18 protein-coding genes are annotated in these 22,351 nt (G+C 42.1%); 6 read left to right on the top strand and 12 right to left on the bottom strand.

Annotation, left to right across the window (positions count from 1 at the left end; genetic code table 11):
* The first annotated feature begins 553 nt into the window (after positions 1 to 553).
* Entirely contained in the window at positions 554 to 1,270 is a 717-nt protein-coding gene (locus QJS82_RS05085; RefSeq protein ID WP_281491450.1) for a S24 family peptidase, read from the top strand.
* A gap of 1,040 nt (positions 1,271 to 2,310) precedes the next feature.
* The gene (locus QJS82_RS05080) at positions 2,311 to 2,505 is read left to right on the top strand and encodes a hypothetical protein (protein WP_281491449.1); all 195 of its coding nucleotides are present in this window, start codon (positions 2,311 to 2,313) and stop codon (positions 2,503 to 2,505) included.
* Positions 2,506 to 2,712: 207 nt separating this feature from the next.
* Here the strand turns inward: QJS82_RS05080 and QJS82_RS05075 are convergent, their stop codons facing one another.
* From QJS82_RS05075 to QJS82_RS05050, 6 genes are all read right to left on the bottom strand, one after another.
* Positions 2,713 to 3,516, bottom strand: coding sequence for a hypothetical protein (locus tag QJS82_RS05075; RefSeq protein WP_281491448.1), 804 nt, complete (start codon positions 3,514 to 3,516; stop codon positions 2,713 to 2,715).
* Positions 3,517 to 3,711: 195 nt separating this feature from the next.
* A complete protein-coding gene (locus QJS82_RS05070; protein WP_281491447.1) occupies positions 3,712 to 4,404 on the bottom strand; it encodes a nucleotidyltransferase family protein in 693 nt (230 codons plus the stop codon).
* 39 nt (positions 4,405 to 4,443) lie between these two features.
* Positions 4,444 to 5,808 carry an XdhC family protein gene (locus QJS82_RS05065; protein WP_281491446.1) on the bottom strand — a complete coding sequence of 455 codons (1,365 nt, stop codon included), beginning with the start codon at positions 5,806 to 5,808 and terminating at the stop codon, positions 4,444 to 4,446.
* 132 nt (positions 5,809 to 5,940) lie between these two features.
* On the bottom strand, positions 5,941 to 8,394 hold the full coding sequence (locus QJS82_RS05060; protein WP_281491445.1) for a molybdopterin cofactor-binding domain-containing protein: 2,454 nt from the start codon (positions 8,392 to 8,394) through the stop codon (positions 5,941 to 5,943).
* 2 nt (positions 8,395 to 8,396) lie between these two features.
* The gene (locus QJS82_RS05055; RefSeq protein WP_281491444.1) at positions 8,397 to 9,389 is read right to left on the bottom strand and encodes an FAD binding domain-containing protein; all 993 of its coding nucleotides are present in this window, start codon (positions 9,387 to 9,389) and stop codon (positions 8,397 to 8,399) included.
* A complete protein-coding gene (locus tag QJS82_RS05050) occupies positions 9,386 to 10,090 on the bottom strand; it encodes a 2Fe-2S iron-sulfur cluster-binding protein (protein WP_281491443.1) in 705 nt (234 codons plus the stop codon). The genes QJS82_RS05055 and QJS82_RS05050 overlap by 4 nt, the downstream gene beginning before the upstream one ends.
* Positions 10,091 to 10,494: 404 nt before the next feature.
* On the opposite strand from QJS82_RS05050, the gene QJS82_RS05045 reads away from it, so the two are divergent.
* On the top strand, positions 10,495 to 10,905 hold the full coding sequence (locus QJS82_RS05045) for a redoxin family protein (RefSeq protein ID WP_281491442.1): 411 nt from the start codon (positions 10,495 to 10,497) through the stop codon (positions 10,903 to 10,905).
* 124 nt (positions 10,906 to 11,029) lie between these two features.
* On the opposite strand, the gene QJS82_RS05040 is transcribed toward QJS82_RS05045, so the two are convergent.
* The 6 genes from QJS82_RS05040 to QJS82_RS05015 all read right to left on the bottom strand — a co-directional run bounded on the left by QJS82_RS05040 (position 11,030) and on the right by QJS82_RS05015 (position 18,284).
* Complete coding sequence (locus tag QJS82_RS05040) at positions 11,030 to 12,061, bottom strand: hypothetical protein (RefSeq protein ID WP_281491441.1); 1,032 nt, start codon at positions 12,059 to 12,061, stop codon at positions 11,030 to 11,032.
* A 125-nt stretch (positions 12,062 to 12,186) separates the two neighbouring features.
* Entirely contained in the window at positions 12,187 to 12,657 is a 471-nt protein-coding gene (locus tag QJS82_RS05035) for an acyl-CoA thioesterase (RefSeq protein WP_201618517.1), read from the bottom strand.
* A gap of 109 nt (positions 12,658 to 12,766) precedes the next feature.
* Complete coding sequence (locus QJS82_RS05030; protein ID WP_281491440.1) at positions 12,767 to 14,488, bottom strand: fatty acid--CoA ligase; 1,722 nt, start codon at positions 14,486 to 14,488, stop codon at positions 12,767 to 12,769.
* 81 nt (positions 14,489 to 14,569) lie between these two features.
* On the bottom strand, positions 14,570 to 15,772 hold the full coding sequence (locus QJS82_RS05025; protein ID WP_281491439.1) for a 3-oxoadipyl-CoA thiolase: 1,203 nt from the start codon (positions 15,770 to 15,772) through the stop codon (positions 14,570 to 14,572).
* A gap of 77 nt (positions 15,773 to 15,849) precedes the next feature.
* Positions 15,850 to 17,442 (bottom strand): 3-hydroxyacyl-CoA dehydrogenase, encoded by a 1,593-nt coding sequence (locus tag QJS82_RS05020; protein ID WP_281491438.1) that lies wholly within the window; start codon positions 17,440 to 17,442, stop codon positions 15,850 to 15,852.
* A 65-nt stretch (positions 17,443 to 17,507) separates the two neighbouring features.
* Entirely contained in the window at positions 17,508 to 18,284 is a 777-nt protein-coding gene (locus tag QJS82_RS05015; RefSeq protein ID WP_281491437.1) for an enoyl-CoA hydratase, read from the bottom strand.
* 334 nt (positions 18,285 to 18,618) lie between these two features.
* Between QJS82_RS05015 and QJS82_RS05010 the strand changes: the two genes are divergently transcribed.
* The 3 genes from QJS82_RS05010 to QJS82_RS05000 all read left to right on the top strand — a co-directional run bounded on the left by QJS82_RS05010 (position 18,619) and on the right by QJS82_RS05000 (position 22,230).
* Positions 18,619 to 19,773, top strand: coding sequence for an acyl-CoA dehydrogenase family protein (locus tag QJS82_RS05010; protein WP_068407388.1), 1,155 nt, complete (start codon positions 18,619 to 18,621; stop codon positions 19,771 to 19,773).
* Positions 19,774 to 19,928: 155 nt separating this feature from the next.
* Complete coding sequence (locus QJS82_RS05005; protein ID WP_201625587.1) at positions 19,929 to 21,194, top strand: MFS transporter; 1,266 nt, start codon at positions 19,929 to 19,931, stop codon at positions 21,192 to 21,194.
* 190 nt (positions 21,195 to 21,384) lie between these two features.
* Entirely contained in the window at positions 21,385 to 22,230 is an 846-nt protein-coding gene (locus QJS82_RS05000) for an IclR family transcriptional regulator (protein WP_281491436.1), read from the top strand.
* Positions 22,231 to 22,351 lie beyond the last annotated feature (121 nt).

The following is a 22,351-nucleotide window of genomic DNA, read 5'->3' as shown; positions in this document are numbered from 1 at the left end:
ATTCTGTTAATTTTCATGGTATAACCTCTCTGTATTCTGTTGATGTTTAAAGACTCTTAATTGCAGTTAATGGTCTTTTTTATTACTTACAACTTAGCGTGCGATCCTTTCATTACTTCCTAAATAATCGAAATTCATGTAGGAAACACGCTACCACAAGTAACCGAACCTCCTTTAAATTTATCAGCCTGGATAGCAGAAGCCTTGTTGTACTTGCTATAACCATTATAAGTTTGATGGAGATGAACTACTCTAAGGTCCGTTCACGCTCTTCCTTACCAACGTTTAAACAGTAATCATATAGATCAAAGTTTTTACTATATGAAATTCTCATCTGATGGCCTCTTATAGTATTTAGTGGATAATAAGTACTCAGATAAAAGATGATATGTACTAATTAGTATTTAATACTACTCATTATATTTGATAAAATCAATATTATTTAATATTATTTTAGTAGTAAATACTATAATAGATAACAATTACTTGCGAAAAAAAGTAGTATGTATTACTATGGTTATCTACTTAATGATTAATAATGAAGGGGCTTATTATGAATTCTGAACATAGAGTGGATAGACTAAAAGACGTTTTAGCTGAGATGAAGAGAAAAGGCTATAAAAGTTATGCCAGTATTGAACGTAATTTTGATGTCAGCGCTAGCTTCTTATCGCAAGTGATCAATGGCGTTGTACCGTTAGGCGAGACCGCTGCACGCAACATGGAGACAAAGATAGGCTTACCAGCCTTTTATCTAGACAAAAATGTTAGTGATAAATCAGGCGACGACTTTTTTACTACTGATGGCTCAACAGATATCAAGGAATTTCATACTGATTACAATATTAGAAGAATTAAAAATGAGAACGATACTAATATAGCTGTTTATAGTAATATCGATTTTGTTAGTAAAACAGAATATGATTTTGTCGGCGTTAAGTACCATATCGAAATACCTAAACGGTTTTTCGGTAAGTATGATGTAGAGCCACGTAACTTTAGAATGATTACTAACGACAGTAATAGTATGAAGCCATATATAAATAAAAGTGATGACGTTGGCGTTGATATAAGCCAAACGGATGTCAGCGACGGTGAGCTATACCTGTTAAGCCTTGATGGTGATGTGATGATTAAACAGGTATTTAGAGAGGGTGGTGGCTCTCTTAGATTGCATAGCTTTAACGCTGACTATCCCGACCGTTTAATTAGCAAAGAGGACACTGATAACTTAGTTATAATAGGCAAGCAGATGTATAGAGCTGGTTAATAATAACGCCGGTATAAAAGCAGCCACCTTAGCAGGTGGTTTTTTTTAGCCCAAACTTTATAAATAGTAAATACTTTTAATTACTTGCGGAAATAAATTGCATAATTAGATATTATATACTACTATTAATAAATAGAAGTAATTACTACTAATAATAAGCGGTCACATCTCATTCTATGACAAATTAATGACTATTATTCAGCAAAGTCGTATACAAGTTGAGTCATTAAAATATAGCTTACTGAGGTTACATAGTTAGCAATATGTCTAGTGAGCATAATCAAACCTTGAATGCTGGCAAGTGATAGACGCTTACCAGCTCTTCAAACAAGCTCAAAGATTGGCGTTTTATTTTAGGAGAAGCTCGGAGATTGCTATGATTACATTAATACCCTGCTCTAAGTGCAACACTACTAAACCTGTCGACTTTTTTTATAAGTCCACAATAAAAAAAGGCGGCGATACAGGTGAGTGCAAATCTTGCGTTATTGAACGGGTTAAAATCGCCAATAGTAAAGCACATAGGCGAGCATGGTTTACTAGTGAAAAGTTTAAAAAAGAAAAATGTGAGCGATTTAAAAAGTATGTTGCCAAATACCCTGAACGCCATAAGATACGGCTACAGACAAATAGAGCTGTAAACAGCGGTAAGCTAGTAAGGCCTGACTACTGTGTTGAGTGTAATTGTGAGGGCTTTGTTGAAGCCCACCATGACGATTATAACAAGCCCTTATCGGTTAGATGGTTGTGTAAAAAATGTCACGGGCTTTGGCATAGACATAACACACCAATCTACCAAACCCATTAGCCTGCCAGCGTGTGACTAGTAACCACACGCTCTAATTAAAGTAAAAACATGACAGGCTCTAATGATAATAAGCCTACTCTTTTAAAAATCACAATAACTATTGGTGATGATAGATTTGGTTAGCCAGTTAACATAAATGAGACTTCAGTAGTTCAGCCTAACAAGTAAGCGATGGATGTCATTGAAAATGGCAAACCAATTTAGTTAAAATCCAATATGAAGAGGTTGCAATATGAAACCAATGTATTATACAACCAGTGAGATTAAAAAGATTTTTGGCTGGGTCTCAACGGCAACAGTTCAACGCAAGCGCGATAGCGGTTTTCTACCAGAGCCTAACTTGAAGGGAAAGCCTAATAAGTGGCTTCGATCTGTCATCGATGATATTATCGAACCACCAAAAAATAATAAAGAAAGTGAGGATTAACGGTCTCACTTTTTGTTTATACAGTAGAGCATACAGTATAGAAATTTTGTAAATATATATAATCATTATATATCAATAACTTAGATTAATAGTGTGGACTTCTGTGGGCGCACCATTGAACACAAAAAAACCTTGTAGCGTAAAGCATACAAGGTTTTTTACGTCTATAAGCTGATGTTACAGCAACTTATAATTTTTTGGTGCTAATTAGTTTCGTAGTTGATCAAGCATACTCTGGTATTTATCTTTTTTATCGGAAATTTTACTACGTTCCTCGGCTAGATTAGGCACTGACTCTTTAGAGCCCTCTACCTTCTTATCAAAGGCTTTTAGCTCAGCCTCTACCCCGTCCACAAGCCTATTGAGCATCATAGCGAGCGCTTTTTCAGAAACTTCATGCGTCATGTTAGAAGCTTCAGAGGTAAAATCATCTTTGAGCTTAGACGCCCATTGATAGATATGACCTATCGTTGCGCTGTGCTTATCATCTTTATCGGATTTATCAGAATTCTCTTTTTCATTAGAATCAGATTTGCCGTCTTTATCAGAGATAAACTCATCCTTAAGCTTAGACGCCCATTGGTAGATATTAGCTATCGTCGCACCATACTTGTCATTTTTTTCAGACTTATCATCTTCGCTAGAGTCATCTTTTTCATTAGAGTCATCTTTTTCATTAGAGTCATCTTTTTCATTAGAGTCATCTTTTTCGTTAGATTCATCTTTTTCGCTAGATTCATCTTCGCTAGATTCATCTTCGCTAGATTCATCTTTTTCGTTAGATTTATCCTCTTTGCTAGTTTCATCTTCTTTAGCAGATTTACCATCTAAGTCAGACTCAATCTGTTTTTCGGCATTGTAATCTTCAAAATCGCCGTCTTCATACATTACTTTATCGCCTTTTAAAACCTCAACACCCGTCACTTCATTATTTGAAGCCACTTCCGTTGTATTTTCAAGCGACTCTAGAGCATTCTTGATGTTATCGTTATCAGTAGGCTGGTTTGACATGATTTCTAATCCTTGTTAGTGAAGTATATTTACACTCAATCATAAATCAGGACCATCTTATATTGCGTATCTCAATGTAGATTGTTTTGTTCTAAATTGGTTAGAAATGCTGCGGGAACTTCGGTTACTAATCCAGTCATTGGCTACTGGTCATCACACAAACACGATTGCGGCAAGTGACAGAATTTAACCCTATTAATCAACCCAATGTTTTTGCTTAGCATAGGCAAGTTGTGCAGGCGTATCAATATCGTAGCTTAATTTAGGATTATCAACGGTACTGATTTGATTGGATGGCAGCGCTCTAATCAAATGCCGTAATCCTTTATCACCTATCAAAGCCGATTGCCAGTTTTTAAGGCGCTCGTAATCAATGACAATAGGTAGACCAATAATATCGTGTTCATTGGCAATCTTAGAATGATGGTCATCTAAACGGCTATAACTACTAGCAACGACAGTGTGTTTACCTGCCAACAGCTTGCTCAAATGTTCGCTGTCCAATAAAACTTGATCAATGCCCATGATTAGTACCGAATTGACAGATAAACCATCAAACGTAGCTAAGGCTTGTATGCCAATGGATAAACTTTCGCCTATCCCTTTTTCGGGTGATGAATTCGTTACTATTTTAATCAATGAGTGGAGACTATTTAGCTGATCGGTTAAATCAGCAATCGAATCTAAAATTGCTGACTGGTTTTGAGGAACCACGATCACTATGAGGCTAGGCTGAGTCAGCATAGCAAGGCGGGTCATATAGCAAATTAGCGACTCATTATTCTTATTTAATAACTGCTTTGGTTGACCGAGGCGTCGACTCAGTCCGCTTGCTAAGAGAATAACGGCATGGCTATGGCTAAAATCACGACTATTTGTAATAAGCATCTATCTCCTCTCTTGTCTTAGCGATGTTTATGACTATGATTATGCCGGTGCTTGCATATCAGTTTTACTATGCTGTTCTTGGCGGCTAGGGCTCATGGTTTGAGGGGATTGATTATGCATTACCGCACTCATTTGCGCCATGATACTCAGTGCCAATGCTTCAGGGCCGTCTCCGCCCAATTTATAGCCGATAGGATAATGCAATTTATCAATACCATCCGCTAAAATATGCGGGTTAACGCTTGTCTCACCAATCTCTCTGATTAAGCGTTCAGTACGATAGCGAGGCCCTAATTGCCCAAGATAATGATAGTGAGCAGAATGTTTTAGTAATACGGCAAGTCGAGCGCGGTCTTGGGTTAGACTATGAGACATTACAGCAACGGCCGCGCCAGCACTAAGCTTGAGCAATGTTTCGCTATCATCCAAGGGTAAACACAGCACGCTATCTGCTTGGCTAAAGCGCCGACGCGTCGCATATTGCGGTCGACTGTCTATGACGGTGACATGCCAATCTTGCAGCTTTGCCATTGTCACCAGTGGTATAACATCATTGCCTGCCCCGCAAATGAGTAAGCGTATTTGTGGGCAAATCCGCTGCAATAACCACTCCGTTTGACCTGTTTTTAACACTAATTCGGCCCCGCTTTCATACTGACGATTAGCTCTAGCTTGTAACTCTAAATCGTCTGCCAGATCAACATATTCAGCATGGTATCCAGCATCTTTTTTATGAAACTGATGCTTTGATAATTTTTTAATCGCTTTTAACAACACATTATTTATAACAGTATCCGCGTCGCCTGCCATGTTGTGGTTCAAGTATATATCCGTCAGACTGCCTGTTTTTAAATACGTATCTAAATAAATACGGCTACCAACTTGCAGGTCGAGCGCTCCGTTTTCGCTATTATCCGATCTAACAAGAGTGGCAATCGTTACCGGTTGCTGAGTATGACGAACCTGACGAATTAGATTTAATAGCGGTATTGCTGTCGCTAAACGCTCAAACAACACATGCACTCGTCCATTACAACCCAAGCCAAAATTGAGCTCGCCCTCTAAAAAATCATCTTCAGACATATCCTCATCTTTAACATTAACGTCTTTTACAACAGTCGAATCAGAATCGCTATTTTTATGATACCCAATGTCATCGCCTGTCTGGTAGACCTGCACACTCGCGCCATGACGAGTTAACCAAAAGGCACGTTTGATAATATGTGGCTCAAGGCAGCCACCACTAATCATCCCAACCGACCGCCCATCAGCGCATATCAGCATCATCGCACCCGGTTGCCGATATGCCGAGCCTTCTGTACGCATCACGGTGGCTAATACCGCATCGATATTTTGTCGTATCGCTTGTGTGGCAAGCTCAAGGATATCAGCGATTTGATTCATAATGCCTCTTATCAACTTAAAATATAGACTTAAAAAACCTTAGAGGATACGTTAAAAAAACCCGTTATTTAATCGGGTTTTTCAGCAAAACAAAGTAAGAAAGTAAGACAGTAAGACAGTATTTGATAACAATCAATCTGGCAGTTGGTCAATAAGTTTATCTAAGGTAATTGGGAAATCGCGAATACGAATGCCAATGGCGTTATAGATGGCATTGGCAATGGCTGCCGCTGCGCCTGAAATCGCCGTTTCACCAATGCCTTTGATGTGCATCGGATTGGTATAACGGTCGTCCTCTTCTAGCAAAATAACTTCTAGTTGCGGCACATCAGCATTGACAGGAATGTGGTATTCAGAAAGGTCATGATTACACAAGCGCCCGTCATGCTTGTCATGGATAACTTCTTCCATCAAAGCTGAACCTATGCCAAACACCATGCCGCCATAGCACTGTGAAGTGGCGGTTTTGTGATTAAGAATACGCCCAGCGGCGAAAACACCTGTCATGCGCTTGACTCGAATCTCACCCGTCACTCGGTGCACAGCGACTTCCGCAAAGTTAGCGCCGAATGAGGATTGACGATGGGTTTTTTCATTTTTACCCGGTTTAATCTCGCCTTTAGCACTGAGCTTTTGGTCGTCATATTGCGCAACAATATCGGCTAGTGAATAGCTTTTAGAATGACTAAAATCATAGCTACTTTGTTTAGCTTTCTGTGTTTCTGGTAAGAGCTCCAATACAGATACAGGGAGAGACACGCTCGTCTTTTCTGCTAACTTCTCTACAAGCTCGGTGGCGGCATCCTTACCAGATTCAATGATAGTCTCTGTTACTGTCGATTCATGCTGTCCTATTTTGCTAATCTGCCCATCATGCAATTGGATGGTGTCAGAATATAGGCCGACTTTGTCTGCCAACATTTCGCGCAATTGCTGGCAAGCCAGATAGATACTGCTTCCTGAGCTTGCTGCACCCATACTACCGCCAGAACCAACGGCTGGCGGCAGACTGGTATCGCCAAGCTTCATCTCAACATGGTCGACCGGTAGACCCAAAAGGTCAGCAGCAACTTGGGTAAATACGGTATAAGAGCCCGTACCAATATCGGTCATATCCGTCTCAATAATAGCTTTGACGCCAAGCTTTTTTGAGTCATCAACTTGTAGGGTTGCTCGTGCTTGAGAGAGCTTTAACTGATTGCCACGAGCAGCGGCGGCCATACCAATACCCATCCACCAATCTCCTTCTAAGCGACTGGCAGGCACGGTATTGCGCCTCTCCCAACCAAACTGCTCAGCCCCTTTTTCCATACAGGAAATCAGTTGCCGAGTTGAAAAAGGTATCTCTTTACTGGGATCTTGCTTAGGCTCATTACGGCGGCGCAGCTCTATCGGATCGATATCTAACTGAATGGCCAACTCGTCCATCGCACATTCAACAGCAATTAATCCGACGGCCTCGCCAGGCGCGCGCATAGAACCTGATAGGACTTTATTGACATCAACCATCTGATAGTCGACCTGACGATTTTCGCCGCGGTATAAGTAATGCGTAGACAACGCTGTGGGTTCAAAGAAGCTCTCGCCGGGTAAATTACTGGTGACGGTATTATGGATAAAGGTATTAATAATACCGTTTTTATCGCAGCCAATGCCGATACGTTGACGCGTATCTGAGCGTCTGGTGGTAGTTTCCATGACTTGCGGACGAGTCATCACAATCAATACCGGACGCTTGAGCTCTTTTGCGGAAATTGCTGCGGCAATTGATTCAGGGGCAATACCAAGTTTACTGCCAAAACCGCCGCCAACATAACGGGCAATCAGTTGCACATTATCTGGATCCAAATTTAAGGCATCTGCTACTTGTTGTTTGCAAGATGACAACATCTGGTTGGAGGTATACATGATTAACTTGTCATCCTCCCAATAAGCCAATGTGGCATGTGGCTCCATAGGCGAATTACTTTGGCTTGGCGTATGATAAACCTGATCAAACGAAACCTCAGACTCTTGAAGTCCTTGCTCCGGATGCCCTTGTTTGTGATTTTTATCAGAGCCTTCTGCTTCATTAACTGAATGGGCGTTTTCTAAGGCTGCATCAAAATCTATGACTGCATCTTCTGTCTCATCTTTATAGGTTACCTTGAGGGCTTTTGCGCCTTCAGTAGCAGCTTCAAAAGTTTCAGCAATCACAGCAGCGATGGGCTGGCCATGATAAAAAATCTCGGCAGCGCCCTGAGTAGGAGCTTTTTTCTTTCCGCCTTGCTGAGCGTTACGCAAAAAATGCTTGGGGTCCGTGACCACTTTAATAATACCAGGAAGCACTTCCACTGCCCGGCTATCAATGTGCTTTACCTTGCCTTTAGCAACGGTTGCACCCACTAAGACGCCGTAAACCTGCCCTTCAATATAAAATTCTGCGCTATAAGGCGCTTGTCCACTGACTTTCAAGGAACCGTCTACACGGTTGATAGGCTTACCAATCAATTGACTGGCAGTTTCATCAAACAGAGAATCAACTGGATGATCCATAGTCAATTTTTTGGTGGGTTCTGATGGCAGTACTGAGTCCAATAGTGACATGATTATGCTCCCTTAGCCGTCAATGCGCGCTGAATGACTTGTTTTAACAATCGCCGCGTTAACGGTATTTTAAAGTCGTTTTGACCATAGCCTTTGGCGTCTTTTAATAATAAATCTGCCGCTTGCGAAATAACGTCAAGGTTGCCGTCTGTACCCGTAAGCAAGGCTTCAACCGCTTCATTACGCCAAGGCATAGTGCCAATACCACCAAATGCTAAACGTACGGTATCTAATTTGCCTTGATTATTAACATTAATCACAGCAGCGCACGACACTAACGCAAAGGCATAAGAGGCACGATCTCGCACTTTGTCGTAAGCATGCATCCCTTTAATAGGCGCTGGGAGAACAATATGAGTAATCAGCTCCCCCGTCTCTAAAACGGTTTCAGTGTGTGGCGTATCTTTTGGCAAGCAATAGAAATCTTTAATCGGAATCTGCCGCGTGGTGCCATCTGCTTTAAGCGTCTCAATAATGGCATCAAGTAAGCGCATTGCTACCGCCATATCTGATGGGTGCTGTGCAATACAGTCGTCACTCGTCCCTAAGATGGCAAGCAGTCGATTCTCACCATTGATAGCTGGACATCCAGAACCGGGATTGCGTTTATTGCAGGGACTATCTGGTTGGTAAAAGTAATAGCATCGGGTACGCTGTAATAGATTTCCGCCGGTAGTGGCTTTATTTCGCAGTTGTCCCGAGGCCCCTGCCAACATGGCGCGAGATAATACCGGATAATCTGAAGTGACTGCGAGATGCGCGGCTAAATCGCTGTTGGTGACCAAAGTACCAATACGCAAACCACCCTCAGCGGTGGTCTCTACTTGTTTCAATTTTAAGCGCGTGATATCAACCAGCTTACGGGGAGTTTCAATCTCAAACTTCATTAAATCGAGTAGATTGGTGCCGCCAGCAATAAAAGATGCTTCACTTGGCGTAGCAAACATCACGGCTTGTTGCGGTTCAAGGGAACGGATATATTCAAAGCGTTTCATGAACGTTCTCCTTGAGCATTGGCAGCATTAGCATGGGCAGTCAGCTTTACTATGGACTGATTGCTAATTTGTGCCTCGCTTGGCGGCGGTGACCAAATACCACTGACCGTTAAATCGGCTGCTCTATTATTACGCGCATCGCTGCTTACTGGAGAGCCGGTTATTAAAGAGGCTTTTGACACTTGATTGTTAAGTGCATTTTCGAGTACCTGTGATATCGCTTTGATGATATTGGGATATGCCGAACAGCGACAGATATTGCCGCTCATACGCTCAGCAATCTCTTGAACGAGTAGACCATTAGGATGTTGTAAATCAGTCGTCACATGACTTGGCCACTGTTGTTTGATTTCTTCTATTAATGCCGTTGCTGAACAAATTTGCCCAGGCGTACAATAGCCACACTGAAAGGCATCATGGTCTTTAAAAGCTTGTTGCAACTCTGATAGCGATTCAGGTAGTCCAATACCTTCAATGGTTGTAATCTCATCACCATCGTGCATGACCGCTAATGTCAAACAAGAATTGATTCGTCGCCCATTAATAAGCATGGTGCATGCGCCGCATTGCCCATGATCGCAGCCTTTTTTGGGTCCATTGATATGTAGATGGTGGCGACAAACGTCAAGTAGTGTCGTGCGCGGGTCAAGATTATCAAACTCATAATCCTGCTGATTAATCGTTAATGTTAAATTAGACATGCTGGCTTCCTGCTGGCAAATAATAAAATCTTAGAGGGTAAATCGTCATTAGTCTACAAACGATATGTTAGAGCAATGTTATTAATGTACAACGGACGTAGTTTTAGAAAATCCTTATTTACTGTTAAATTTATCCCAGTCACCCATAGCTACGAATCTCTTGTTTTTATTTTGAGCAGATTTTATTAGATTTATTTCTCTTCAGAGGCTCGTTGTTCTTGAAGTTTTGCTAGTGTCTCAATAAACATCATAATTTGCGAAGTGCTCATAAGATAGGAACTGTGACAGTCGGGGCAGCTGATATCTATTTGTGTCTTCATAACCTCAAATATATCATCTTGCTTTGGCTGTCACCCTCCTTCCTTTATTCCCTCAGCATACTTTCTGATACACCACCGAAATTAATGGTTTACCGCGGTAAGCATTGTCCCATTTGTACCAAGTACCTCAATCAGTTAGAGACGATAAAAAGCGCATTTTTTGATACTGGTGTCGATATCATTGCCATATTAGGAGATAGTAAACAGCAGTTAGAGGAGCATTTGGAAAAACTAACTATCAGCTTTCCGATAGCTTATGGTTTGACGATTGAGCAGATGCAGACGCTAGGTCTGTACATCTCTGACCCACGCTCAGAGAAGGAAACCGATCATCCCTTTGCCGAGCCTGAGGTGTTCGTGATTAATGCTAAAGGGGAAATTCAAATCATAGACACCTCGAACGCTCCGTTTGTCAGACCTGAGCTTGAAGCCCTTGCAAACGGCTTGTCTTTTATTCAAGAAAACGATTATCCTATTCGTGGCACACATGAGTGATGATAGGCGTAAAAACTTAGCGAACGCTATGTTTAATTAGCTTGGTAAATCTTATAGCTTGGGTTAACGTTTTAACAAAAAGGTTGCTAGCACTATGTTCTATCCAGTGTTAGCAACCTTTAGCTTAGAAATTATATTTGGCCATTATTTCAACTTGCTGACTTTCTTTTACTGATGATAAGGTCTTATCACTGCGATCTCTCCATTCAATACCAAAATCCAAGTCGGGTAAATAATTATAGATAAGGTTGATGCTTTTCACATTTACAGAAGTATCAGATGCATCATCGACATTAATCTCACCATAACGCAGGTTACTAAAAAGCTTCTCGGTAAATTTGTGTCTATAGCCTACTGTAAAGCCAGTTTGCGATATAAGCTTGCCGTCTTCTGCGTCACAATCTAAAGCGCCGGTCGCCCCAAGGACTTTTCCGACACATACTGTAGAATAAGCTCCCATCCCTTTACCGTTATATACGCTCGCATGTAATGAGTCATTACCCAGTTTGAGTTTACCAGCCAAAGAAGCACCGACGCCTACATCTGAATCGTCTCCATTTTTAGCCTCACGTGCCGTGACTGCTAAGTTATAGCTCAGATCAGATATGTTATTTTTATAGCTGACCACCATATCAGGCAGGTTGGCTTCATCATAAACAGGGTCTTGAGCTGTAAAACGAAGCCCTTTATAGGTGTAATGTACAGTTAAATCTGGACGAATATCAGCGCCGCCACCAGAGATGGTGCCCAGTCCCGTACCTTTAAAGTCGAGCTGCTCAGTCAAAAGTGGGTAAACCGCTAAGAACTGACCATTCCATGTCTTACCTACGGTCAAATCATCGAGCTGAACATACGCATGGCGCAGCCGTAAGTCTGAACCACCATTTGCAGCATTGCCATAAAAATCCCCTTCAATAAAACCCGTTAGTTTTTTATCTTCTACGTTCTTGGTGGTTTTGAGATTAATCCGAGTTTGCCGTGCATTTCCTTTGAACTCAGACTCGCCTTCATCTGGAGAATAAAAGATACCTTCGGCTTTAACATAACCACCGATACTTAAAGTGGTGTCCCCATTTGTGACAAGCTCTATGGCTTGTGCCTGTACGCATGCCCCAAGGACAGCCAAACCAAAAGACAACTTTTTGATATAAAGCATGATCTATACATTCCTTGTTTTGTTTTAAAATCCATTTCAATCCTTTTAAATCTCTACTGCTACCGCATTTTTTAGTCTTATAAATACCAGCACCATATCCTTATATAAAAAACTTGCCTCCTGATTTAATTAAAACTTTCAAAAGCATTAATCGCGGCTTTTTTTGTTTCATCGATATTTTTCTTTTGTCCGCTGGCTTTATCAAGATATACCAACACGGACTCAGCCTTGGCAACGATGGTATTTAACACGGTACTATAATAGGTATATTCATGAATCAAGCTGGCATTGCCAATTTTCTTCACTCGAACCCCAATCCATAAAGTATCGGGATAAGTCACCGGTTTAAAATACTGACAGGATGATGCTGCCATGACTGAAAAGGTATTTTCATTAAATAGATTTAATTGACTGTTATAGTAAATACGAGCGTTTTGGGCATAAGTGTAATAGACCACATTATTAACATGACCAAAGGAATCCATATCGCCCCACTCTACTTGTTGAGAATAGATAACCGCAAAGCCATGCATGGGATGGTGTTTGTCTTTATTCAGTGTCTCTTGTATTTCCGGTAATATAGCGAAAGCCTTCATAGTTTTCTCGTCTCGTCATACCAATAAACATACATGTTATTAATACACACGTTAGAATTATCAGTAAGCTTGAATGATTGTTTTAAAGTCATTGAAAGACCTTTTTAAATTAAATCAGTTTTTCTGCGCACATCATGCGCATTCTTTTTTTATCAAGCTTACCCACACTGGTTTTAGGCATTTCCACTAAAAACTTGATTTCACTTGGCACGCCATACTTTGGTAAATGGCCTTTTTCCACGGCTTGATGGCCTAACGCTAAAATATCTTCCGCTTTGGTGTCTACATATTCAGGTTTTAAAACCACCAATGCTAAAGGTCGTTCGCCCCATCTTTCATCTGGTACGCCAATCACGGCAACATCAGCGACACTCGGGTGAAAGGATAAAATAGTCTCAACTTCAAGCGAGGATACCCACTCACCACCAGACTTAATCACATCTTTTAATCGATCCGTAATGCTTAGAGTACCGTCAGAGGAGATAGAGGCGATATCTTGGGTATGCATCCAGCCACCGCGCCATAGCTCATTGCCAGCATCTGAGTTTTTGAAATAGCTTTGAGTCAGCCATGGTGCTCGAATCACAAGTTCCCCTGTCGACTCACCATCCATTGGTAAAGCTTTGCCATTCTCATCCCAGATTTCCATTGAGACGAGCATAATCGGTGAGCCAGACAGACAACGATAATTAAGCTGCTCTTTCATTTCCATCGAGTCAGTTTTATCATCAAATACCGCTCTCGATAACACGGGACAAGATTCTGACATGCCAAATCCAGACATAAACTCAATACCGCTTTCAATGGCCGCTTTAGCCAAACCTTCATTCAGCTTTGAGCCACCGAGTAACAACTTCAGACCATCAAACTTACGTCCTCGTGCGGCCATCTCTTTTAATAGCATCTGTAAAATCGCAGGAACACCATGTGAAAGCGTGACTTTGTGCTGCTCAATTAAATCCACCAACATTGGGGCTAGATAGCGTCCTGGATATACTTGCTTAAGCCCTATCATGGTTGCCCCATACGGCCAGCACCAAGCATGTACATGGAATAATGGCGTCATTGGCATGTAAACATCATTGTAGCGAGCGCCTTGACCTTCGGCGTTTAGCGCGGATGCTAGCGTACTCGCCAGCGTCTGTAATACGATCTGTCGATGGGTAAAGAAAACCCCTTTTGGATCTCCCGTCGTGCCACTGGTATAAAATGTGGTGGCGATGGTATTTTCATCGAAGTCTGGAAAGTCGAACGCATCGCTGGCAGCTGCTAGCAGGGCTTCATACTCACCTTCGACATAATCTGGCATGCTAGCTTGCTCAGTTTTTGTACCGTTTTTTGTATCGTCTTCGCCATACTCAGCATCATCAAAGCCAGTATCATCGAGCCAAATAATTTGCTCAATAGAAGGCGCTTCATGACGGTAATTTTTCGCCATTGGCTCAAATTCAGCATTTAAGAGCAAGGCTTTGGGTTTGGCGTGGTTGATGGTATACAGCACTTTATCTTCGGCTAGGCGTACATTGACCGTTTGTAAAATCATGCCAGACATCGGCACGGCAAAATACGCTTCAAGGTAACGATGACTGTCCCAATCCATAACCGCAACCACGTCCCCTGCTTGCAACCCCATGTTCTTAAGGACGTTTGCCAAGCGATTAACCCGCTTAAAAAATTCAGCATAGGTATAAGTGACCTTATCGGCATAACTAATGGTTTGATCAGTAGAGGCAATTTTTGCACGGTTTAGCAGCTGTTTGATAATCAGAGGAAAACCATACGCTTCTTGAGCTTGCTGGTAGTCCTCATGTTGGTTGAGTATAGAAGTCATTATTGTCGTCCTTGATAATAAAATAGTATGGCGAGGGCAGTAATAGTAAAGGTAGCTTGAAATAAAGGTAGTTTAAAACGCTTAGACTCGTTCTATCACCATGGCAAGCCCTTGCCCAATGCCAATACATAAACTGACCACCGCGTATTTTTCGCCCGTACGCTGTAGCTCACGCGCCGTACTTAACGCAAGTCTTGCCCCTGATGCACCCAGCGGATGTCCGACGGCAATCGCCCCACCATTAGGGTTGACACGCTTGTCATCAAAATCAATGTCTAAACCTTTTAGGCAGCCGAGTACTTGCGAGGCAAATGCTTCATTAATCTCAATGATGGACATATCATCAAGGGTCAAATCAGCGCGTTTCAATGCCAGTTTAATGGCTTCAACAGGTCCTACGCCCATAATATTAGGCTCAACGCCCATGGCACCAGATGACAGAATCTTGGCAATAGGCTTAAAGCCCAACTTTTCCTCCGCCTGCTTAGAGCCAATAATCAGCGCAGCTGCGCCATCATTGATACCTGACGCATTGCCTGCTGTGACGACACCTTCATTGTTTAAAGGCTTAAGTTTTTGTAACGCTTCAACAGTAGAGCTGGCACGAGGATGCTCATCATCCAAAATCGCTTTTTCTGGCAGTTTTTTACCTTGCGATACCATAATTGGCGTTATTTCATCATTGAAGAACCCAGCTTGTTTGGCTGCTTGGTACTTAGCTTGTGAGGCTGCTGCGAATTTGTCTGCTTCTTCTCGAGTGATACCGTATTTGCGAGCGACATTATCACCCGTTTGCGGCATGCTATCGCTACCAAACTGTTTTTCGATGATAGGATTGGGGAAGCGGCTGCCAATGGTGGTATCAAATACTTTAAATTCACGACTAAAAGGCTGCTCGGTTTTGGCAAATACAAAGGGTGCGCGGGTCATTGACTCAACGCCACCTGCTAAAAATATATCCCCCTCATTACAAGTAATACTACGAGCGGCATCGATAATGGTCGATAGTCCTGAAGCGCATAAGCGATTGACGGTTTGACCGGGTGTTTTGACATCTAACCCTGCTAGCAGCGCAGCATTACGGGCGATATTGCGCGAGTCCTCACCGGCTTGATTGGTATTACCAATCAATACTTCATCAAAGATATCGTTAGGCAGTTGGTGCTTTTCGACCAAAGCTTTCATTACTGTAGCGATCAAATCATCAGGACGAACCGTGGCTAATGCCCCTGCGTGGCGACCAAAAGGGCTTCTTAATCCATCATAAATATAGGCGTCTAACATAACTTTTCCTTGTTGTGTTTTGAGAGTTTGTCTTATTGAAATATATGGTTTAGTAATATCGTTAAATAACTAGGTCATTAGCGTGAATACTTGCTCTGCTGAGTAAATAGCGAGATATCCAGCTTAGCGCGGCGTTGCAGCCATGGGCTAGGACGATAACGCGGATCACCCGTTAACCCATGAATGCGCTCTAAGATAAGTAAAATACGCGAGGCACCAATCTCGTCTCCCCATGAGATAGGACCATACGGATAACCCAATCCAAGCTTGACGGCATTGTCGATATCCTTTGGTGTGGCAATACCTTGCATCGCGATATCACAACCTAAATTAATTACCATAGCAATGACTCGCTGCGCCACAAAACCCGTGCTTTCGGTAATTAGTGAGGCATCGACAGCAACATTTGAACCCTCATCCGAGCTTTTATCGAATTTATTACTTCTACCAAATAGGGCATAAGCTTGCGCTATAAAGTTATCTTGCGTGACGATACTTGGCATGAGAGTACGATGCTTGGATAAGTCAGCCAGCATATCGATGGCAACCGCTTGTTTAGGATTAACCTGATAGCGAATAGCCGCATTGGTGGTATCGTCACCATAAATAGCCAGCAATATCAAACTGTCAGAGTTTGGCTTATCGTTATCGTCGATAGTGATGTTATTAGCGCTTAGATAATCAACCAGTTGTTGTTTATCTTCTGCTAAATCCGCCCCAATCCAAACTGAGAGGTTTGAGATATCGGAATCTGTCTTAAAAGGTAATTGTTTGGAAGGGTCTACTGTTACTTTTTGACCATCTTGTTTTTTATTTTCTGTGTAGTGATAAAAGCCTTCACCGACTTTGCGGCCAAGCTTTTTTCCTATTAGCATTTGACGGGTTAAGGGATGCGGACGATAGCGAGGCTCAGAATAATACTGGTTATAAACAGACTCCATAACTGGATGCGATACGTCGATACCAGTGAGATCAAGCAGCTCAAACGGTCCCATTCGAAAGCCAGCCCCTTCACGTAAAATAAGATCTATATCCTCAAAACTAGCGACTCCCTCGCCTAGTATTTTTAAGGCCTCCGTACCATAAGCTCTGCCGCCATGATTGACAATAAACCCTGGGGTGTCTTTTGCCACTACCCCTAAATGCCCCATGCGTTTGGCTAGAGTTGTAAGCGTCTCTACCACTGAAGGCTTGGTTGAGATACCCGGAATCACTTCAACGATTTTCATTAGCGGCACAGGGTTAAAGAAGTGAAATCCTGCTACGCGCTCTGGGTGCTCACAATCGGAGGCAATCGCGGTCACTGCTAGTGATGAAGTATTGGTCGCCAAAATCGTCTCAGCAGGAACAATGCTTTCTAGTTGTTTAAAAAGCTGTTGTTTTATTTCTAAATTTTCGATAATCGCTTCGATTACGACATCTACCTCAGCAATTTTGGCTATATTTTCAATCACGGTCAGATTAGCTAAGGTAGACTGTAGTTGCTCGTCGGTAAATTTACCTTTGGCCGCCAGTTTTTCGAGGGTCGCTTGAAGAGACTGGCATCCTTGCTCGGCAGCTCCTGCCTTGGCATCAAATAAAAGTACTTGAATGCCCGCTTGCGCTGCGATTTGGGCGATACCCATACCCATAATGCCTGTACCAATAATGGCCAATGTGTTCACGGTCATAATAATCCTTTATATGCTCTCGTTTTGAAAATTGATTTAGCTATGCCTATATTTGTCTCAACAAGCTACTGTCCTTTGTATTCAGCACTACGTTTTTCTAAAAAAGCTTTCGCCCCTTCTTTTTGATCTTCTGTATCAAATAAAATCTGAAAGGCTTTACGCTCTAGAGCCAATGCGCCTTGTAGCGGCATGTCCACCCCGAGATTGGCGACTTCTTTAATTTGGGCTAACGCAATCGGTGAATACCCTGCGAGTTGTTCAGCGATTTCAATAGCACGTTTGATAGTCGCTTCATCTTCGACCACTTCAGAAACCAATCCCATTTGATCCGCTGCATCAGCACTTATCATGTCGCCCGTTAAGATCAGCTTCATGGCTTTATGTTTGCCAATCACGCGAAACAGCCGCTGCGTGCCCCCTGCTCCTGGCATCAGCCCAATTTTGATTTCTGGTTGGCCAAACTTAGCCGACTTACCAGCGACGATGATGTCGGCATGCATAGCAAGCTCACAGCCGCCGCCAAGGGCATAACCATTGACCGCTGCAATGATCGGCTTACGGCAATTGGTGATGGCATCCCAATAACGTTCGCTATGACGGAGATACACATCAACCGTTTTTGCGGTTAAGAAATCATTAATATCAGCGCCCGCGGCGAACACTTTGTCACCGCCCGTCAGCACAATAGCTTTAATCTGAGGATCATCGTTTAATTGGATAAAAATATCTGCCAGTTTCTGACGTAATTCGGTATTTAAAGCATTTCGAACCTTAGGACGATTAAGCCTTATCACGCAAACGCCATTTACTTGCTGCTCAATTAAAATTATTTGCTCTTCCATGATGCCATCCTTTAAATAGTGTCCTTTAATTTAAACAGTGCCCTTAAGCAAAATACGGCAATCCTTAAAACACCTTAAAATTGTGTAATTAATACCGCATAGCGATATCTAGTGCCAATATATACTGTTTATTTCCATTTGTGAAGAGAAGAACCCAGTTAAATTCAGAAATAAACCCTAAATAAAAAATATTTACTCTTAATAAATACCGCATTGCGGTTTTTTAAACCAAAAGTATTGTATTTTAATAAACTATCCATTATGCTGTTTGTTCGAATTAACCATAAAGTCCCTATTAGCAATATTAGATATTATTTCAACAAGGAAGAACTACATGATTAGAGATAAGGAAGTACTCGACCATATCGTCCAAACTGTTCGTCAGTTTGTAAACAATCAATTGATACCGAAAGAAGATTGGGTAGCAGAAAACGACCGTCTGCCAGAAGAGATCATCAGCCAGATGCGTGAATTAGGGCTGTTTGGACTGACCATTCCCGAAGAGTACGGCGGGCTTGGCGTTACTATGGAAGAAGAAGTCACACTGGCATTTGAATTGGGACGCACCTCACCCGCTTTTCGCTCATTAATAGGGACAAATAACGGTATTGGCTCATCTGGTCTTGTGATTGATGGCACCGAAGAACAAAAACGAAAATATCTACCAAGACTTGCCAGTGGTGAAATCATCGGCTCTTTTTGCTTGACCGAACCAGAGTCAGGCTCAGATGCTGCTTCACTCCGAACCACAGCTATTAAAGATGGTGACAACTATGTACTTAATGGCACCAAGCGTTATATAACCAACGCCCCTCAAGCCGGTATATTTACCGTCATGGCACGTACTGACCCTGACAATAAAAGGTCGGGTGGTATTTCAGCATTTATCGTTGAGAGCGATACCCCTGGTATTACGCTTGGCAAAATTGACAAAAAAATGGGGCAAAAAGGCGCTCATACCTGTGATGTGATTTTTGATAACTGCGTCGTTCCTGCTAGTGCTTTGATAGGTGGTGTCGAAGGTGTAGGTTTCAAAACTGCCATGAAGGTCCTTGATAAAGGGCGCTTACATATCGCCGCCGCAAGTACCGGAGCCGCTACTCGAATGCTAGACGATGCGCTACGTTATGCGGTGGAGCGTAAGCAATTTGGGCAACCGATTGCCAACTTCCAGCTTATTCAAGCGATGCTTGCTGATTCAAAAGCAGAGATTTATGCGGCCAAATCTATGGTATTAGATGCTTCACGCCTGCGCGATGAAGGTAAAGACGTCGTTACCGAGTCGTCATGTGCCAAGATGTTTGCCACTGAAATGTGCGGCCGCGTCGCTGATAGAGCGGTACAAATTCATGGCGGTGCTGGTTATATCGCCGACTATGGTATTGAGCGTTTTTATCGTGATGTGCGCTTATATCGTTTATATGAAGGGACTACTCAGATTCAGCAAATCATCATTGCTCGCAATATGATTAAAGAGGTGAGCGAGTAGTTTTCACTTATTTAAATGCCAGTTATTTGATTAGTAACAGGTATTTACATTATTAAAGCGTATTGAGGTATTTGCTGGGATGCAGATACCTGAGTAACGTCACTATACCCATATGCTCACAGTCTTTTACTCTCACAACAATAAGGATATAAATTGTGAAAAGTGCCGCTATAATTTCAAATCCGAGCTTAATTCCTGTGCAAAAACAGCCTTGGAAATTGGCCTTCTTTTTTTGTTTTCTAGTTTTATTATGTGATGGAGCCGATATTGGTATTCTCGCCTTTACACTTTCAAGTATAAAGCTAGAATTTGGGTTGACCAATGTACAAGCGGGTGCTTTAGGCAGTTGGTCCTTATTTGGTATGGCCATCGGTGGGTTTTTCGGTGGTTGGGCCTGTGACCGTTTTGGTCGAGTGCGTGTGATCGTGCTTGCGACAGCGCTCTTCTCCCTTCTGTCTGGCTTTAGTGGATTTGTGCAAAGCTATGAGCAGTTTGTAGCATTAAGATTCACCGCTTGTTTGGGTCTTGGCAGCTTATACATTGCCACCAATACCTTGATGTCTGAGATGGTACCTACCAAACATCGAACGACGGTACTTGCCGCATTGATGACAGGTTTTACCTTAGGGTCTTTGGTTATCACCAGCATCTCAGCTTGGATTATTCCAAGTTATGGTTGGCGCACACTATACCTGTTAACGTTTTTACCTATTATTCTATCGATAGCCATGTACTTTCTTATACCTGAACCAAATTCTTGGAAAGCGGCACGGGCTCTTAAACTCAGTGGTGCAAAAGATTCGCTACAAAAACCTGAAAATCCTTATAAAGCCATATTTGAAAATCCCAAACATCGTATCATGTTCATCTTATGGTCAATGAGTTCAGGTCTTTTACTATTTGGCTATTTCGGAGTCAGCAACTGGCTACCTTCTTATCTAGAAACTGAATTGGGTATCAAATTTAAAGAGATGGCGCTATATATGGCGGGCACTTATCTGACCATGATGTTTGCAAAAGTTGTGGCAGGTCTAGTAGCTGATAAAATTGGGCGTAAAATAGTCTTTGCATTCGGTACTATGGGTACGGCGCTCTTTATTCCAGTATTGGTATATTTCCATACCCCCGAAAACATCGGTTGGCTCATGTTAACCTTTGGTTTCTTATACGGCATCCCTTATGCTATCAATGCCACCTATTTAACAGAAAGCTTTCCTACTGCTATTCGAGGTACTGCTATTGGCGGGGCATTCAATATCGGACGCTTGGGTTCGGTTATTGCGCCCGTCGCCATTGGTTATATGGCCATGCAAAACTCTATCGGCGCAGGTTTGTTGCTGATGGCAGGCGCGTACTTCTTATGTGGTCTTATCCCAACCTTGTTCATTAAAGAACAACAGTACGACCCACAAAAGGCGTAATATTACTCAATATATATACCGCATAGCGAAATAGCTTATAATAACTGTGTTAAGAATTTAATGGCATCTTTAATATAATATGATTAAAGATGCCGACTACTATTAGCCTAGAATCCTTTTTTTGATTATAAATATGATAGTGCGTTTACTATCATATTTATATTAACTTGATTGAGATTAAAAATAATATATGACAACTAAAAACCTTATGGATGAAGGGACTAGCAATACAACGCATATTGAATTGCTAGAGCCCATTGCAGAGATGAGAGATCAAAATGACAGGCAATTTGTTACCGCTTTGGCTCGAGGACTTGAGCTGCTGCGTTGTTTTACCCCGCAGCGTCCTTATCTTGGCAACCAAGACTTAAGTCAATTAACAGGGCTTCCGAAAGGCACAATCACGCGTCTCACTTATACCTTAGTCAAGTTAGGATATTTAAAGCAATCGACGAACAGTAGTAAATATCAACTCTCTGTAGGTGTGTTGGGATTTGGCTATACAATGATGGCGAATATCTCTATCAATAATTTGGTCACGCCGTACATGGAAGAGCTGGCAGATTATGCTAACAGCGCCGTTGCTATGGCAACTCGTGATCGCCTGACGATGGTATACCTCAATGTCGTGCAAGGCTCAAGCACCACTACGATGCGGCGCAATGTCGGCTCGTACTTACCTATTCATTTAAGCTCAATGGGAAGAGCCTGTTTGGCCAGTATGCCGCAAGCGGAGCAAGAGTTTATTCTTGACGCTATTCGTACTAAGCATAAAGATGATTGGCTAAAAATCAGGCGAGGACTGGACAAAGCCTTTAAAGATTATGATGATTATGGGTACTGTTTTTCGATTAGTGAATGGCAAAAAGACGTCAATGCAGTTGCCACGGCCTTGATGCATCCGACTGAAGGTCTACTGACTTTTAATTGCGGCGCGCCAAACTTTGTCCTTAGCCGTGACAAACTCGAGGAAGATATCGCCCCGCGTCTGTTGCATATGAAAAATAGTATTGAAGACAACCTTTATATCAGCTAATACGGCACTATTGGTTGTTAATTGGCTATGGATACAGTGATTATGGGCTCAGTGACTGTGGTCACATATATTTAATATCCCTATTCAATTTTCAATAAATATGCAAGCCACTTTATATCAA

The organism is Psychrobacter maritimus (genome assembly GCF_029953575.1).
Classification (GTDB): domain Bacteria; phylum Pseudomonadota; class Gammaproteobacteria; order Pseudomonadales; family Moraxellaceae; genus Psychrobacter; species Psychrobacter maritimus.
Note: the sequence above shows the minus strand (reverse complement) of the source record. Positions and strands in the feature narration are given on the sequence as shown.

Excerpts from the sequence above, each read along its gene's own strand:
- QJS82_RS05050 (WP_281491443.1), bottom strand. The coding sequence starts at position 10,090 with ATGTCTAATTTAACATTAACGATTAATCAGCAGGATTATGAGTTTGAT.
- QJS82_RS05085 (WP_281491450.1), top strand. The coding sequence starts at position 554 with ATGAATTCTGAACATAGAGTGGATAGACTAAAAGACGTTTTAGCTGAG.
- QJS82_RS05035 (WP_201618517.1), bottom strand. The coding sequence starts at position 12,657 with ATGAAGGCTTTCGCTATATTACCGGAAATACAAGAGACACTGAATAAA.
- QJS82_RS05025 (WP_281491439.1), bottom strand. The coding sequence starts at position 15,772 with ATGTTAGACGCCTATATTTATGATGGATTAAGAAGCCCTTTTGGTCGC.
- QJS82_RS05060 (WP_281491445.1), bottom strand. The coding sequence starts at position 8,394 with ATGTCACTATTGGACTCAGTACTGCCATCAGAACCCACCAAAAAATTG.
- QJS82_RS05015 (WP_281491437.1), bottom strand. The coding sequence starts at position 18,284 with ATGGAAGAGCAAATAATTTTAATTGAGCAGCAAGTAAATGGCGTTTGC.
- QJS82_RS05030 (WP_281491440.1), bottom strand. The coding sequence starts at position 14,488 with ATGACTTCTATACTCAACCAACATGAGGACTACCAGCAAGCTCAAGAA.
- QJS82_RS05010 (WP_068407388.1), top strand. The coding sequence starts at position 18,619 with ATGATTAGAGATAAGGAAGTACTCGACCATATCGTCCAAACTGTTCGT.
- QJS82_RS05080 (WP_281491449.1), top strand. The coding sequence starts at position 2,311 with ATGAAACCAATGTATTATACAACCAGTGAGATTAAAAAGATTTTTGGC.
- QJS82_RS05065 (WP_281491446.1), bottom strand. The coding sequence starts at position 5,808 with ATGAATCAAATCGCTGATATCCTTGAGCTTGCCACACAAGCGATACGA.
- QJS82_RS05040 (WP_281491441.1), bottom strand. The coding sequence starts at position 12,061 with ATGCTTTATATCAAAAAGTTGTCTTTTGGTTTGGCTGTCCTTGGGGCA.
- QJS82_RS05045 (WP_281491442.1), top strand. The coding sequence starts at position 10,495 with ATGGTTTACCGCGGTAAGCATTGTCCCATTTGTACCAAGTACCTCAAT.
- QJS82_RS05000 (WP_281491436.1), top strand. The coding sequence starts at position 21,385 with ATGACAACTAAAAACCTTATGGATGAAGGGACTAGCAATACAACGCAT.
- QJS82_RS05075 (WP_281491448.1), bottom strand. The coding sequence starts at position 3,516 with ATGTCAAACCAGCCTACTGATAACGATAACATCAAGAATGCTCTAGAG.
- QJS82_RS05055 (WP_281491444.1), bottom strand. The coding sequence starts at position 9,389 with ATGAAACGCTTTGAATATATCCGTTCCCTTGAACCGCAACAAGCCGTG.
- QJS82_RS05070 (WP_281491447.1), bottom strand. The coding sequence starts at position 4,404 with ATGCTTATTACAAATAGTCGTGATTTTAGCCATAGCCATGCCGTTATT.
- QJS82_RS05020 (WP_281491438.1), bottom strand. The coding sequence starts at position 17,442 with ATGACCGTGAACACATTGGCCATTATTGGTACAGGCATTATGGGTATG.